The sequence below is a fragment of the Cellulomonas sp. genome, assembly GCF_017744555.1.
Lineage (GTDB): Bacteria > Actinomycetota > Actinomycetes > Actinomycetales > Cellulomonadaceae > Cellulomonas.
Window position 1 is genome coordinate 31,781 of sequence record NZ_JAGIBD010000002.1, and the last position, 13,890, is coordinate 45,670.

The 13,890-nt window shown below is 74.2% G+C and carries 15 protein-coding genes; 6 read left to right on the forward strand and 9 right to left on the reverse strand.

Going from position 1 to position 13,890, the window contains the following annotated elements:
- A partial coding sequence (locus J7523_RS02355; RefSeq protein WP_291881734.1) for a PadR family transcriptional regulator occupies positions 1 to 491 on the reverse strand: 491 nt, incomplete at its 3' end.
- A gap of 172 nt (positions 492 to 663) precedes the next feature.
- Positions 664 to 1,404 carry an SDR family oxidoreductase gene (locus tag J7523_RS02360; protein ID WP_291881737.1) on the reverse strand — a complete coding sequence of 247 codons (741 nt, stop codon included), beginning with the start codon at positions 1,402 to 1,404 and terminating at the stop codon, positions 664 to 666.
- Positions 1,405 to 1,517: 113 nt separating this feature from the next.
- Between J7523_RS02360 and J7523_RS02365 the strand changes: the two genes are divergently transcribed.
- From J7523_RS02365 to J7523_RS02385, 5 genes are all read left to right on the forward strand, one after another.
- Entirely contained in the window at positions 1,518 to 1,883 is a 366-nt protein-coding gene (locus tag J7523_RS02365; protein ID WP_291881741.1) for a YciI family protein, read from the forward strand.
- A 1-nt stretch (position 1,884) separates the two neighbouring features.
- Entirely contained in the window at positions 1,885 to 2,232 is a 348-nt protein-coding gene (locus tag J7523_RS02370) for a YciI family protein (RefSeq protein ID WP_291881743.1), read from the forward strand.
- Positions 2,233 to 2,309: 77 nt separating this feature from the next.
- Entirely contained in the window at positions 2,310 to 2,711 is a 402-nt protein-coding gene (locus J7523_RS02375) for a YciI family protein (RefSeq protein WP_291881745.1), read from the forward strand.
- A complete protein-coding gene (locus J7523_RS02380) occupies positions 2,708 to 2,989 on the forward strand; it encodes a hypothetical protein (RefSeq protein WP_291881748.1) in 282 nt (93 codons plus the stop codon). The genes J7523_RS02375 and J7523_RS02380 overlap by 4 nt, the downstream gene beginning before the upstream one ends.
- Entirely contained in the window at positions 2,986 to 4,428 is a 1,443-nt protein-coding gene (locus J7523_RS02385) for a sigma-70 family RNA polymerase sigma factor (protein WP_291881751.1), read from the forward strand. The genes J7523_RS02380 and J7523_RS02385 overlap by 4 nt, the downstream gene beginning before the upstream one ends.
- Before the next feature lie 90 nt (positions 4,429 to 4,518).
- Here the strand turns inward: J7523_RS02385 and J7523_RS02390 are convergent, their stop codons facing one another.
- The 3 genes from J7523_RS02390 to J7523_RS02400 form a co-directional block, all read right to left on the reverse strand.
- On the reverse strand, positions 4,519 to 4,836 hold the full coding sequence (locus tag J7523_RS02390; protein ID WP_291881754.1) for a hypothetical protein: 318 nt from the start codon (positions 4,834 to 4,836) through the stop codon (positions 4,519 to 4,521).
- Between the two features lie 831 nt (positions 4,837 to 5,667).
- Positions 5,668 to 6,852 carry an Nramp family divalent metal transporter gene (locus J7523_RS02395; protein WP_291882295.1) on the reverse strand — a complete coding sequence of 395 codons (1,185 nt, stop codon included), beginning with the start codon at positions 6,850 to 6,852 and terminating at the stop codon, positions 5,668 to 5,670.
- 249 nt (positions 6,853 to 7,101) lie between these two features.
- The gene (locus J7523_RS02400) at positions 7,102 to 7,824 is read right to left on the reverse strand and encodes a hypothetical protein (protein WP_291881757.1); all 723 of its coding nucleotides are present in this window, start codon (positions 7,822 to 7,824) and stop codon (positions 7,102 to 7,104) included.
- Positions 7,825 to 7,877: 53 nt separating this feature from the next.
- On the opposite strand from J7523_RS02400, the gene J7523_RS02405 reads away from it, so the two are divergent.
- Positions 7,878 to 8,966: a GNAT family N-acetyltransferase gene (locus J7523_RS02405; protein ID WP_291881759.1), complete on the forward strand. Its 1,089-nt coding sequence runs from the start codon at positions 7,878 to 7,880 to the stop codon at positions 8,964 to 8,966.
- A gap of 61 nt (positions 8,967 to 9,027) precedes the next feature.
- On the opposite strand, the gene J7523_RS02410 is transcribed toward J7523_RS02405, so the two are convergent.
- The 4 genes from J7523_RS02410 to J7523_RS02425 all read right to left on the reverse strand — a co-directional run bounded on the left by J7523_RS02410 (position 9,028) and on the right by J7523_RS02425 (position 13,829).
- The gene (locus J7523_RS02410; RefSeq protein ID WP_291881761.1) at positions 9,028 to 9,849 is read right to left on the reverse strand and encodes a hypothetical protein; all 822 of its coding nucleotides are present in this window, start codon (positions 9,847 to 9,849) and stop codon (positions 9,028 to 9,030) included.
- A 91-nt stretch (positions 9,850 to 9,940) separates the two neighbouring features.
- Positions 9,941 to 10,957, reverse strand: coding sequence for an ABC transporter ATP-binding protein (locus J7523_RS02415; RefSeq protein ID WP_291881764.1), 1,017 nt, complete (start codon positions 10,955 to 10,957; stop codon positions 9,941 to 9,943).
- Positions 10,954 to 12,717: an iron ABC transporter permease gene (locus J7523_RS02420; protein ID WP_291881767.1), complete on the reverse strand. Its 1,764-nt coding sequence runs from the start codon at positions 12,715 to 12,717 to the stop codon at positions 10,954 to 10,956. The genes J7523_RS02415 and J7523_RS02420 overlap by 4 nt, the downstream gene beginning before the upstream one ends.
- Positions 12,717 to 13,829 (reverse strand): thiamine ABC transporter substrate-binding protein, encoded by a 1,113-nt coding sequence (locus J7523_RS02425; RefSeq protein WP_291881770.1) that lies wholly within the window; start codon positions 13,827 to 13,829, stop codon positions 12,717 to 12,719. The genes J7523_RS02420 and J7523_RS02425 overlap by 1 nt, the downstream gene beginning before the upstream one ends.
- Positions 13,830 to 13,890: the final 61 nt, after the last annotated feature.

Sequence of the window (13,890 nt, forward strand, 5' to 3'; positions counted from 1 at the left end):
GGGTAGATCGCCCCGGGGCTGGGCCGCCACTGGCCGCCCGACCGGTCGAGGATCTCCTGGATGAGCTGGTAGCCGTGCATGGGCTGCTCGGCGAGGAGCAGCAGGATCGCGGCGCGGATGTCACCGCGTCCGGCACGGCGACCGCCGGGGCCGCCGCGGCGGCCCTCGAAGCGCGGGCCGCCCGGGCCGAAGCCGGGGCCGAACCCGCGGCCACCGGGGCCGCGGCCGTAGCCGTACCCGTAGCCGCGGCCGTGCTCGTGGCCATGGTCGTGGCCGTGCTCGTGGCCCGGCTCGGCGCCGGGCCCGGGCCGACCGCCGCGAGGACCGCGGGGGTCGCCGGCGCGCGGGTCGAGGCCGGTGTCGTCGGACGGGGAGCCGGGGAAGTCGTCGCGCCGGCGGCGGGGTCGCCACCCGCGGGCGTCGAGGTCCGGCGTGGTGGGGTCGTAGGGCGGCCGCGGGCCGCGTCGGGGGTGTCGGTCGTGGGGGTTCATGGGTGTGCTCCTGGGGTTTCGCGGAGGCCCGGGCCGGTCGGCGGGGGCCGTGCCGCGGGGCCGTCGCGGTGTCGCGCGGCCGGGCGGCCTCCGGGAGGACGTGCGTCCTCGACCGGATGCCGTAACGATATATCGCTGACCTATCGTTGGCAACCCTATCGATACATCGGGTTCAGAGCCGGGCGAGCACCGCCCCGCCGTGCACCGCCAGCACCTGGCCCGTCGTCCACCCCGCATCCGGCGCCGCCAGGTACGCGACCGCCGCCGCGACCTCCTCGACGGTCCCCGGCCGGCCCGCCGGGATCCGCGACACGCGCCGCTGCCGCTCGGCGTCGTCGAGCCGCCCGTCCCAGAACTCCGTGTCCGGCACGAACCCCGGCGCGACCGCGTTCACCGTGATCCCGTCCGACGCCACGGCCGCCGCCGTCCCCGTGACCCACGAGCTGATCGCCGCCTTCGCCGCGCCGTACGAACCGGCCCCGCGCAGCGCCGCGACCGAGCTCATCGCGACGACCCGGCCGCCCGGGCGCGTCAGGTGCGGAAGCAGCGCCTCGCCGAGCAGCACGGTCGTGAGCACGTTGAGCCGGAACTCGTCGGTCCACAGCCGGGCCGTCTCCGCGAGACCGCCACCGTGCCGCTCGAGCATGCCGCCGGCGTTCAGGACGAGGACGTCGACCGGTCCGCGCGCCACCACGCGGTCCGCCAGCGCCTGCACCTCGTCGGGCTCGCGCAGGTCGGCCGTCTCCACGCTCACCGCCCGACGGCCGGCCGCGGCGTCGACCTGCGCCGCCGCCCGGTCGAGCACGTCGCGCCGTCGTCCGACGACCACCACGTCCGCACCGTCGGCCACCAGCCGCCGCGTCACCGCGAGCCCGATGCCCGTCCCGCCGCCCGTCACCACCGCACGTCGCACGTCCACCAGTCTGTTCCGGGTCGCACCCGGCGGCCTGTCGATTTCCCAGACCCTCGCGCGTCATCCCTCCGACGGGCACAGTGAGGGTGCTCGCGACGACGAAAGGACAGGCCATGACCACCGCCCGCTACGTCGTCCTCCTGCACGGGGACGAGAACGTCTGGTCCGCCCGGGACGAGCACCTGGTGCAGCGGACCGACGAGGACCACCGGCTGTTCGGCCTCCGGTGCGCCGAGAACGGCCACAAGATCGTCGGCGGCGAGGAGCTCCAGGCGGCGTCGACGTCGATCCTCGTCCGGCGCGGCGACGGTCCCCTGCAGGTCACCGAGGGCCCGTTCGCCGAGACCGCCGAGCAGCTCGGCGGCTTCTACCTCATCGAGACTGCGGACCTCGACGACCTCGTCCAGCTCGTCGGTGCGTTCCAGCGCGAGTCGGAGACCGCCGAGATCCGTCCCGTCGTCGACCACTCGGAGGTGTGACATGACCAGGTACCTCGTACTGCTCTACGAGGACGAGCGCGTGTGGGCGGAGGCCGACGAGGCTCAGCAGGCCGAGTACTTCCGGCAGCACCGCGAGTACTCGGACCGGGCCGCCGACTACGGTGTCACGTTCCTCGCGAGCGAGGCTCTGCAGCCGGTCGCGACCGCGCACACGCTCCGCCGACCCGACGGCGAGACGACGATCACCGAGGGCCCGTTCGCGGAGACCGCCGAGCAGCTCGGCGGCTTCTACCTGGCCGAGGCGCCCGACGTCGACACCGTGCTCAAGCACGCCCACCTGCTCCCCGCGCACTACAGCATCGAGGTGCGCGAGATCATGCAGCTGTGAGTGTCGATCCGCGGGCGGTTCGCGCGTCATCAGGACGAACGGGCGCACCGGCGCACGTCGGACCGGGAGGACCTCCGATGACCGAGTACATGGTGATGCTGCACCGCGACGACGAGCACGAGGCGGGCCTGCCGCCCGCCGCGCTGGCCCAGGCGTGGGAGGCGCACCTCGGGTTCCGTCGTCACTGTGAGGCGCACGGGTGGTCGATCCGGAGCCAGGCGGCGCTGCGGCCCGCCGTCCGGTCGCGGTCCGTGCGCCCGTCCGGCGACGGGTTCACCGTGACCGACGGGCCGTACGCGGAGACCGTCGAGCAGCTCGGCGGGTTCTACCTCGTCACGACCGACGACCTCGACGCGCTCACCGATGCCGTGCAGCCGATGCTCGTCAACGGCGGCACGATCGAGCTCCGGCCGACCGTCACGTACGTCGACGGTCGGCCCGTGCCCGAGGACGCGGCGCTCGCAGGACGGGCCTCGTGAGGTTCGTCGTCCTGGAGCGCGGGACGACCGCGGACGACGGCGGCCTGGCCGCCCGGGCGGCACGGTGCGGCGTCACCGTGCTCGCCCGGGAGGTCGTCCGGCCCTCCGAGACCGCCACGACCGTGCTGCGCCGGCTCGCGCTGGACCGGCCGTCCGACGAGCACGACGGACCGCTGGCCGGGGTCCTGCTCCTCGACGCGCCCGACCTCGACGCGGTGCTGGACGTGCTGCCCGACTCGACGACCGGTGCCTTCGAGGTCCGGCCGGTGGCCGGATGACGGACGCCGCCGCTGTGCCGGCACGCGCGCACGCCTCCGTCGACGACGCGCTCGCCGACGCCTGGCGCACGCACTGGTCCCGGCTCATCGGCCTGCTCATCGGCCAGTTCGCCCGGCCGGACCTCGCCGAGGACGCCGTGTCCGACGCGTTCGAGTCCGCCGCCAAGCACTGGCCCGACGACGGCATCCCGACCAACCCCGGGGCGTGGCTGCTCACCGCCGCCCGCCGCCGGGTCCTCGACAGGCTGCGCAGCGAGTCCGTGCTGCGCCGGAAGGAACCGCTCATGGTCATCGACGACGAGATGCGCGCGCTCGCGGCCGCCGCCGTCGACCCCGGCGCGCACGTCGCCGACGAGCAGCTGCGGCTCGTCTTCATGTGCTGCCACCCGGCCCTCGCGCCCGACGACCGCGTCGCCCTGACGCTGCGGTTCGTCGTCGGCCTCACGACCGCCGAGATCGCGCGGCTGCTGCTCGTGCAGGAGACCGCGATGGCCGCGCGGCTGACCCGGGCGAAGAAGCGGCTCGCGTCGTCCGGCATCCCGTTCGCGACCCCGCCCGCCGCCCGGCTCGACGAGCGGCTGGACGTCGTCGCGACCGTCGTCTACCTCGCCTTCACGTCCGGCTACCACCCCGGCGTCGGCGACGTGCCGCTGCGCGTCGACCTGGGCGACGAGGCCATCCGGCTGCTGCGCGCGCTCGACGGGCTGCTGCCCGGCCGGGGCGTGGTGCGGGCGCTGCTCGCGCTGCTGCTGCTGCAGCACTCCCGGCGGGACACCCGGCTCGACCCGTCCGGGTCCCTCGTCCTCCTGCCGGACCAGGACCGCAGCCGGTGGCACCGCGACGAGATTGCCGAGGCGGTCGGCATCCTCCGGTCGCTGGACGCGGCGTCACCTTCCGGCGTCCCCGCGTCCGCGCCCGACCCCCAGCCGCGGAACGCCGCCCGGCCCCGACCGGGCGCCGGCGCCAGCGGGCTCCTCGCGGCGGAGGGCAGCGCCGACGCACCCCTGGCCGGCTCCGACGACATCGAGGTCGAGCGGTCCGCGCACCGCACGACAGCGCTCACGCAGGAGTACCAGCTGCAGGCCCTGATCGCCGCCGAGCACGCCACGGCCCCGACGGCCGACGCCACGCGGTGGGACGTGATCGCCGCGTTCTACGCCGAGCTCGAGGCCCTCACGGAGTCGCCCGTCGTCCGTCTGGCACGCGCCGTCGCCGTCGCCGAGGCGTCGGGGCCCGACGCCGGGCTGTCGCTCCTCGACGGCCTCGAGGACGCCCTCCCCCGGCACCACCGCGTCCCCGCCGTCCGCGCCGAGCTCCTGGTGCGGGCGGGCCACCCGGCGGCGGCGGCCGCGGCCTACCGCCAGGCCCTCACCTTGGTGACCAACCCGACGGAACGCACCCACCTGGAGTCCCGCCTGGCGGCCCTCGGCGACGCCTGACAGGTCGGCACGACTTGGCGCGAGTCCGTGGCTTGTCGCCGAGTCCGGTGGTTTCAGGCCACGGTCTCGCGGGGAACCCACGTCCTCGGGTCAAGCCCGGAGCTCGGGACGGGCCGTCGGGGTCCAGCGGGCAACCCGGGCCGCCGTGAGGACCCGGCGCGACAGGGTCGTCCCACGCAGGTCCTCCTTCGTCGCACGCACCACGCGCCATCCGGCGTCCTGGATGGCGTCGTGCCGACGCTTCTCCCGGATGAAAGCCTCCCCTGCCTCGGCGGCGTACTTTCCCCGACCGTCGTACTCGAGGGCCACCCTCCACTCCGGCCAGCCGAGGTCCGACCAGAACGTGCCGGCAGGGGTGCTGACGCTCACCTGGGTGGTCGGGAGCGGCAGGCCGTCACGCAGCACCACGAAGCGAGCCGCTGACTCCCCAGCTGACTCGGCTCCGTCATCTGCCAGATCGATCACCACCCGAGCACGCCGGATGCCTCGACGACCCTCACGCTCGGCCAGCAACCGTGCCATCACGTGGCGGCTCGCTCCCGCGCGGAGACCTGCGTCGGCGACGACGAGCCCGTCAAGGGGCGGGAGGGCGGCGGCGCAGTCGACGACCGTGCGCTCGAGAGACGTGACCGGTACCCCGAGAACGGTCGCCTGCTCTGCCGTCCGGGGAGTGCCGCGATGATGCGACACGGCTCGGTCGTGGCTGCCGGACGCCTTGTGCGCATGCATGACGTGTGTGGTCGACGGCAGCGTCCACACAGGGAGCCCCCAGAGCAGCGCGGCCGACTCGCGGGCGAACCAGTGCGGTGCGCGTAGCCGGTCGTGCACTCCGAGCACGCGGGCGAGCGCGACCTCGCGCGCCCATCCCGGGTCGACGCCCGCAGGCCCAGCCGACCGCGTCGCGAGGTAGGCACCCCGGGCCACGCGGACCACACGACCGGAACGCTCCGCGCGCTCGAGCGTCCCCGGCGGGTGGTCACGAGCAAGTCGCAGACGAGGAAGCACGGCCGCCGGAGCACGGTGCGGGTCGCCGGGTCGTCGAGGCATGCGCCCACCCTGAGGGTCCCCGCCGGAGCACCGGACGAGTCGCTGGCCCGCTGTGGACGCCCACCCACCGCCTACGACCTGTGGTCCGGTCGACGGGTTCTCCGGCGCTTCCCCCCGAGACCGTGGCTTCCCGTCGAGACCGTGGCCTGGAAGCGCCGGACTCGGCGACAACCCACGGCCTCGGCGGCGGGGTTAGGTCGTGACCAGAAGGAAGAGCAGGGTCACGTTGAGGGCGACGACCATCGCCACCACCGTGATGAGGACCGCGTGGAGCCACGGGCCGTTGCGGGCGGTGCCCATCAGCGCACGGTTGCGGGTCAGGCGGACCAGGGGGATCACGGCGAACGGGATGCCGAAGCTCAGCACCACCTGGCTGAGCACGAGGGTCCACGTCGGGTCCGCGCCGACGGCCAGGAGCACCACGGCCGGGATGAGGGTGACGACGCGGCGGACCAGCAAGGGGACCCGGCGGTGCAGCAGGCCCTCCATGATCGTGGCGCCCGCGTAGGCGCCGACCGAGGTCGACGCGAGGCCGGAGGCGAGCAGCCCGACGGCGAACGCGACGCCGACGGCCGGTCCGAGCGCGACGACGATCGCGGCGTGCGCACCCTCGATCGAGTCGGTGCCGGACGCCCCGCGCAGGCCCGACGCGGCGAGCAGCAGCAGCCCGATGTTCACGAGACCGGCGATGAGCAGGGCCGTGCCGACGTCCCACCGCGTCGCGCGCAGCAGGTGCGTGCGGGCCGACAGGGACGCCTTGCCGTGCCGGTCGCGGACGAGTGCCGAGTGCACGTAGATGGCGTGCGGCATGACGGTGGCGCCGAGCATGCTCGCGGCGAGGAGCACCGAGTCGGGCCCGTCGAACCGCGGGACCAGGCCGGACAGCACGCCGCGGGCGTCGGGCGGGCTCACCAGCAGACCGCACAGGAACCCGATCGTGATGACGGCCAGGAGCGCGACGACCACCGACTCGAACCGCCGCTGCCCGTAGCGGTTCTGGGTGAGCAGGAGCCCCATCGAGACGACCCCGACGATCAGCCCACCGACCGGGAGCGGCACGCCGAACAGCAGTTGCAGCGCGATGGCTCCGCCGACGACCTCGGCCAGGTCGGTCGCCGCCGCGACGACCTCCGCCTGCACCCAGTACGCCAGCCTGGGGCCGCGGCGCATCCGGCTGCCGAGCACGCCGGGCAGCGAGTCGCCCGTGACGAGGCCGAGCTTCGCGGACTGGTACTGCACGAGCACGGCCATGCCGTTCGCGACGACGAGCACCCACAGCAGCAGGTACCCGTAGCGCGCGCCGGCGGTGAGGTTCGCGGCGACGTTGCCCGGGTCGACGTACGCGATGGCCGCGACGAACGCGGGCCCGAGCAGCAGCGGGGTGCGGGCGCGGCCGAGCCGCGGGGCGGGGCGGTCGAGGACGGCGGTCCCGGTCGCCGCGGTGCGTCCGACGATCCGGGCGGGCCGGCCGTCGGTGGCGTCGAGGCCGTCGTCAAGCACGTCACCGACGACGTCGTCGGCGACCGTGCGCGGGACCTCGGCGTCCACGAGACCTCCTGAAAGTTCGGTTATCCGAAACTCTACTCGTGGTGGTCCACATCCACGTGCACGCGCACCGCGGCGCCGTCAGGCCGCGACGTCCTCCACCTGCCGCTCCCACACCCCGTCGCGCGGCTGGAACCCGACCCTCTGCAGGTACTCGGTGCTCTTCGGCCCTGGCTGGACGACGAGCGTCCGGAACCCGTGCGCCGCGAACACCCCGCTGCGCCGGTACACGAACTCCCCCGGCGTGAAGTCGCGGAACCGTGGCGACACCCAGTCGAGCTCGACGCGCCCGACTCCCTCGCCGACCCCGCGCACGACGACCACGCCGACGGTCTCGTCCCCGCGCACGACGAGGAACGACGCCCGCCCGTCCCCGGCGGCCGCCGCCACGGTGTCGCCGGCAGCAGCAGCAGCACCCGTCCCCGCGCCGACCGGCCCGCTCGCTCCCGCCGCGGACACCCCCGGCGTCGACACGTCGGCACCCGTGAACCCCGGCTGGAACGACGCGATGTCGTCGCGGTGCACCCGCAGGATGTGCTGCAGGTAGGCGTCGTCCGGCGCGACCTCGACGACGGCGTACACCTGGTCGTCGTGCCGCTCGCGGGTGAGACGCCACAGCCAGTAGACGTCGATGACGGAGATGACGGCGTTCATCGCGGCGAACGGCCAGATGCCGACGGCCGTGTTGTAGACGGTCGCGAGGAACGCGCCGATGAGGTTCAGCACCCGGAACCGCAGGACACGCGCCTGCATGAGCGACACGATGACGAGCAGCGACCCGGCCCAGCCGATGAGTTCGAGCATGCTCGAAGTAAATCGCCTCGACCCGCGCACGGCACAGGCGGATCGTGGTCGGCATGACATCGTGGTCGATCACCGAGATCCCGGTCCCCGCCACCGCGGACGCACCGGGCGCAGAGCTGCTGCGCGCGTACCTCGATGTGCGCAACGCGGTCATCGAGGAGTCGTGGGGCGTCGACGACTTCCACCGGAGCCTGCCCGACGAGCTCGGCGGGCTGCACGACCAGACGTACGTGCGCAAGCTGCGGTTCATGGCCGGTCCGGAGGGCGGCGAGCCGTGCGGCTTCCTCGCGATGAACCTCCCGCTGCAGGACAACACGCACCAGGCGACGTTCGACATGGGCGTGCTCCGCGCGCACCAGGGGCAGGGCGTCGGCTCGGCGCTGCACGACCGGGCGATCGAGGTGGCCCGCGCGGCCGGTCGGACGACGATGATCGCGTCGACCGACCAGCGCGTCGAGCCGCCCGAGGGACCGACGACCCTCACGCCCTCGACGGGGTCGGGCCGGGTGGACACCGAGTCCGCGTCGGTGCGGTTCGCGCTCAAGCGGGGATGGGACCTCGCGCAGGTCGACCGGTACTCCGTGCTCGACGTGCCGCTCGACCCGGCGTTCCTCGCGGCGCACCGGGCCGCGGCGCAGGAGCGGGCGGGCGACGAGTACCGGCTGCTGCACTGGGGCTCGCGCTGCCCCGACGAGTGGGTCGACGAGTACGCCCGGCTGAACACGCGGATGAGCACGGACGTGCCGCTGGGCGACCTCGACTACGAGGAGGACGTCTGGGACGCGGCCCGCATCCGGACGACCGAGGCGCAGTTCGCCGAGCGCGGTTGGGAGCTGCTCGTCACGGCCGCCGAGCACGTGCCGACCGGGACGCTCGCCGCGTACACGGTGTTCCTCGTCTTCCCGCACACCGACCGGTACGTCGCGCAGGAGGACACGCTCGTCATCAAGGAGCACCGTGGCCGTCGGCTTGGCATGCTCGTGAAGGCGGCGAACCTCGAGCACCTGGCCCGCGAGCGTCCGACGGTCCGGCGGGTCGGCACGTGGAACGCCGAGGAGAACTCGTACATGCTCGACATCAACATCGCGCTCGGCTTCCGCCCGGCGGGTGGCTCCGGCGAGTGGCAGCTCCGCCTCACCTGAGGGGGACGGGCGTGAGCACGACGAAGGCGCGCAGCCGACGGGCCGCGCGCCTTCGTCGTCGTCAGACCGCCGCGGCCTGCCCGCTCGGCAGCGCCCCCCGCCACCACCCGGACCAGCGCTCGCGGACCTGCTCGAACGTCGGGTCGTCGAGCCCGTACGTGCTGAGCACGGCGCCGATGGTCCCGTGCGGCGGCCGGCTGGCGACGGGCGTCTCGAAGATCACGAGGAACGACTCGGTGATGCCGTGCAGGGCGATCCCGAACTGCTGCTCCTCCTTGTAGACGAGCGTGCCGCCGAGCAGCGTCCCGTCGGGCCGGCGGGCCTGCACGTGCCCGCCGATCGGGACGCCCCGGATGCCGCGCAACCCGGCCCGGTCGAGGAGCCGGTCGTGCCGGTCGCCGGCGTCGAGCCCGAACACGCTGAGGGTGCGCCGGTCCTGGCCGGGCTGCACGGTGAGCGCGAACTTGAGCTGCTGGGCGGACGCGATCCAGTGCTCGTCGACCTCGTCGCGCACGCCGTCGTACGTGGACCGGCCGTCGTGGCTGGGGCGGGTGACGATGAAGTGGGAGTGGCCCGGCTCGTGCACGGTGGACCGGACGGCGACGACGTCGCCCTTGTGGTGCGGCCACGACAGCAGCCGGGTGGTCGTGTCGCCCTCGATGCGCCGGCCCTCGGTGGGGCGCTCGTGGACGACCTTGTCACCCTCGAACACGTGCTCCTCGATGGACCGGTCGAGGAACACCCGGTGGATCTCGTCGTCGAGCCCGGGTTCGTCCCAGCCGTACCAGCGGTGGATGAGCTGCGGGTCGCGCAGGTGCTCCCAGACGGTCGCCATCGGGACCGGGATGTCGATCGACACGATCTCGCGGCGGTCCAGCGTCATCGCTCTCACCCCTCGTCGGCGGGTGCCCGGTCCGTGCTGCCCGGACGATTCCGACCGTAGTGCGGGGGGCGGGCGCATGCCCACCGACGAGTCAGTCGCCCGCCGGCAGGACGGCGAGCGCGTCGGCGTCGACGACGAGCGGCAGGACCGTGCCCGCGTCGAACCGCGCCCCGACGGGCGCGAGCGCGGTGACGGTGCCGATGCCCTCGACGTCGACGCGCACCTCGGACCGGCCCCGGCGGGACGTCACGCCGCGCACCTCGCCCTTGACGGCGTCCGGGTCGCCGCCGCCGGTGCGCACGACGAAGGCGCCCTCGGCGAGGGCCACGACGTCGTCGTCCCGCAGGTCCCGCGCGAGCGCCTCGACGAGTGGCGCCGCGGCGACCGACGACGCCTCGACGAACGCCTCGTACCCGAGGAACTCCGCGACCTCGCGGGACCGCGGGCGGCGCCAGAGGTCGGCCGGCGCGTCGACCTGGAGCAGCCGCCCGGCGCGCATCACGGCGACACGGTCGGCCACGGCGAAGGCCTCGTCCTGGTCGTGCGTGACGAGCACCGCGGTGGTGCCGGTCGCGACGAGCACGGCCCGCAGGTCGACCGCGAGCCGCTCGCGCAGCGCGCGGTCGAGGGCCGACAGGGGCTCGTCGAGCAGCAGGAGCCGGGGCGCGGGTGCGAGGGCCCGGGCGAGCGCGACGCGTTGACGCTCGCCGCCCGACAGGGTCGCGACCGGGCGGGGGCCGTAGCCGGCGAGGCCGACGAGATCGAGCAGCTCGTCGACGCGCGCCGCCCGGTCAGCCGCCGTCCGCATCCCGTACGCGACGTTCCCGGCGACGTCCCGGTGCGCGAACAGCTGCCCGTCCTGGAACATCAGCCCGAAGCCGCGCCGGTGCACGGGGACGTCGTCGACCGCGACCCCGTCGAACGCGACTGACCCGCCCGCGAGCGGCTCTAGCCCCGCGACGGCCCGCAGCAGCGACGACTTGCCGCACCCGGACGGCCCGAGCAGCGCGACGACCTCGCCGGGCGCGACGTGCAGCGTCACCCCGTCGACGGCGGTCGTCGTCCCGTACCGGACGACCGCGTCGCTGACGACCAGACCTGCGCTCACCACTCGCCTCCCGTTCCTGCAGCCCTCAGCCGCTCGCACGCCGCGACGATGCCGGCGGTGAGCACCGCGAGCACCACGGACGCGGCGAGCGCCATCCCGTACGTGTCGGCCCCTGGCCGCCCGATGAGCCGGAATATCACGACCGGCAGCGTGGGCCGATCCGGGCGCGCGAGGAACGACGTCGCGCCGAACTCCCCGAGCGACGCTGCGAACGCGAACCCGACGGCGAGACCGACGGACCGGGCGGCGATGGTGAGGTCGACGGTCCGCAGCACGCGGCCCGGTCCGGCGCCGAGCGTCGCGGCGGCCTCACGCAGGCGCGGGTCGATCGCGCGCAGCACGGGCAGCACGGTCCGGACGACGAGCGGCACGGCGACGACGGCCTGCGCGATCGGCACGAGCACGGGCGACGTCCGCAGGTCGACGTCGAGCCCGAACGGGCGGTGCATCGACAGCAGGAACCCGAAGCCGACGGTCACGGCGGAGACGCCGAGCGGCAGCATGAACAGCGCGTCCAGCCCCGCGACAGCCCTCCTCCCGGCCACCCGGCGGGGACGACGCGACACGACGAGAGCGACCAGCCCGCCGACGACGAGCGCGAGCACGGTCGCGTCGACCGCGACGCGCAGCGAGTTGAGCGTCGCCTGCCACACGGTCACGGTCAGCGCGCCGCCGGTGGTGCCGAGCGAGGTGTAGTGGTCGACGCCCCAGCGGTCGCCGACGCGCAGCGAGCGGACCACGAGGTTGACCAGCGGCAGCGCGAGGAGCACGACGACGGCGGCGGTCACGGCGACGGCGCCCAGCGCGGCTGCGTGCCCGTCACCGCGCGGCCGCCCAGCGGGCCGACGGAACGTGAGCGGCCGGACGGTCTGCGCCGGCGCACCCAGCGCGAGCGCCCGCTCCTGCCGGGACCGGGCCCGGCCTGCGACGACGAGCACCCCGGCGACGATGACGAGCTGCACGACCGACAGCACGGCCGCCGCGCGCAGGTCGAGGAACTGCGTCGTCTGGATCCAGATCTCGGTCTCGACGGTGCCGAACTGCAGCCCGCCGAGCACCAGCACGGTGCCGAACGCCGTCGCGCAGAACAGGAACGTCAGCGACGCGGCGGACGCGATCGCGGGGGTCAGCGCGGGCAACGTGACCGTGCGGAACGCCCGCCACGGCGACGCGCCGAGGGCCCGGGCGGCCTGGGCCGCGCGCGGGTCGAGCCGCTCCCACAGCCCCCCGACGGCCCGGACGACGACCGCGTAGTTGAAGAACACGAGCGCCGACACGATCGCGGCGAACGTGCCGTCGAGGTGCAGGAACCCGAGCGGGCCGCCGTCGACGAGCAGCGACCGGAACGCGACACCGACCACGACGGTGGGCAGGACGAACGGCACCGTGACCAGCGCACGCACCGCGCCGCGCCCGCGGAACCGTCGCCGGTAGAGGACGTACGCGCCTGGCACGCCCAGCAGCACGGACACGACCGTCGCGATCGACGCCTGCGCGAGCGTCAGCCCGACGATCCGCCACGTGCGCGGCCGGGAGAACACCTCCGCGAACCCCGACAGGTCCAGGTGCCCGTCCGCCACGAACCCCTTGCCGACCATCACGACGACCGGCCACGCGAAGAACACCCCGAGGAACAGCAGCGGGACGGCGACGGCAACCGCCCAGAACACGACGGTGCCCCCGGACGGGCGCGGACGCACGACCCGACCCGGCCCGCCGGTCACCGGCAGGTCGGGTCGGGTCGTCGTCGCCGTCGTCATCAGCCGATCACGGTCTCCGACCAGTCGGCGAGCCACGCCTCGCGGTTCTGCGTGATCTCATCGGGCGCCACGGTGAACGGCTTCGTGGCCAGCGGGGCCCACTGCGCCCAGTCGTCGGGCAGAGTCGCGGTGCTGCTGATCGGGTACATGTACATCGACCCGGGGATGTCGTCCTGCACCTCGTCGGACAGCAGGAAGTCGAGCAGCTTCTGCGCACCCGTCGGGTTCTTCGCCCCCGCGAGCACGCCCGCGTACTCGACCTGACGGAAGCAGGTGTCGAGCAGCGCACCCGTGGTCGGCTCGGTGCCACCGTCCGGCACGGTGTACGGCGGGGACGACGCATAGGACAGCACGATCGGCCGCGGGCCGTTGCCGCCGCCGGCCGTGAAGTCCGTCATGTACGCCTCGGTCCAGCCGTCCGCGACCTTCAGGCCGTTGGCCTTGAGCTTCGTCCAGTAGTCCTGCCAGCCGTCCTCGCCGAACGCGCCGACCGTCGCGAGCAGGAACGCGAGGCCCGGCGACGACGTGACCGCGTTAGGGACCACGAGCAGGTCCTTGTACTCGGGCTTCGTGAGGTCGTCCAGCGACGTCGGCTCCGCGAGGCCGTGCTGCTGGAACCACGTGTGGTCCGTGTTGATGCAGACGTCACCCATGTCGACCGCCGTGAGCGCGCCGCTGTCGCCGACGGCGTACTGCTCGCCGTCCTTCGCCGCGGGGGCGGTCGACGTGTACGGGACCACGACGCCCTCGTCGATCGCGCGCGACGCGAACGAGTTGTCGATGCCGTACGCGAGGTCGCCCAGCGGTGCGTCCTTGGTGAGGACGAGCTGGTTGACGAGCGTGCCCGCGTCGCCCGGCTGGACGACCTTGACCGTGAGGCCGGTCTGCTTCGTGAAGTCGTCGAGGATGCCGTCGGACAGGCCGAACGAGTCGTGCGTGACGAGCGTGACGGTGCCGGACGAGCCCGACGCGCTCGACGTGGCGTCGCCGTCGGAGCCGGAGGCGCCGATCGCCGAGCAGCCCGACAGGGCCAGGGCCGCAGCCGCGGCCGCCGTCATGAGCGTGCGGGCGCGGCGGGGGCTGCGGCCCGGGTGCGAGATCGTGCTCGCCATGTGTGGTGCTCCTCCTCGGTCATGAAGGAGGGGGTCGCCGCACCCGTCGTCGGCCTCACGC

What these genes read in the sequence shown, in the direction of transcription:
- J7523_RS02365 (WP_291881741.1), top strand. Translation starts at nt 1,518, where the DNA reads ATGACCACCGCCCGCTACGTCGTCCTCCTGCACGGGGACGAGAACGTC.
- J7523_RS02370 (WP_291881743.1), top strand. Translation starts at nt 1,885, where the DNA reads ATGACCAGGTACCTCGTACTGCTCTACGAGGACGAGCGCGTGTGGGCG.
- J7523_RS02375 (WP_291881745.1), top strand. Translation starts at nt 2,310, where the DNA reads ATGACCGAGTACATGGTGATGCTGCACCGCGACGACGAGCACGAGGCG.
- J7523_RS02385 (WP_291881751.1), top strand. Translation starts at nt 2,986, where the DNA reads ATGACGGACGCCGCCGCTGTGCCGGCACGCGCGCACGCCTCCGTCGAC.
- J7523_RS02400 (WP_291881757.1), bottom strand. Translation starts at nt 7,824, where the DNA reads ATGCTCGAACTCATCGGCTGGGCCGGGTCGCTGCTCGTCATCGTGTCG.
- J7523_RS02405 (WP_291881759.1), top strand. Translation starts at nt 7,878, where the DNA reads ATGACATCGTGGTCGATCACCGAGATCCCGGTCCCCGCCACCGCGGAC.
- J7523_RS02410 (WP_291881761.1), bottom strand. Translation starts at nt 9,849, where the DNA reads ATGACGCTGGACCGCCGCGAGATCGTGTCGATCGACATCCCGGTCCCG.
- J7523_RS02420 (WP_291881767.1), bottom strand. Translation starts at nt 12,717, where the DNA reads ATGACGACGGCGACGACGACCCGACCCGACCTGCCGGTGACCGGCGGG.
- J7523_RS02425 (WP_291881770.1), bottom strand. Translation starts at nt 13,829, where the DNA reads ATGGCGAGCACGATCTCGCACCCGGGCCGCAGCCCCCGCCGCGCCCGC.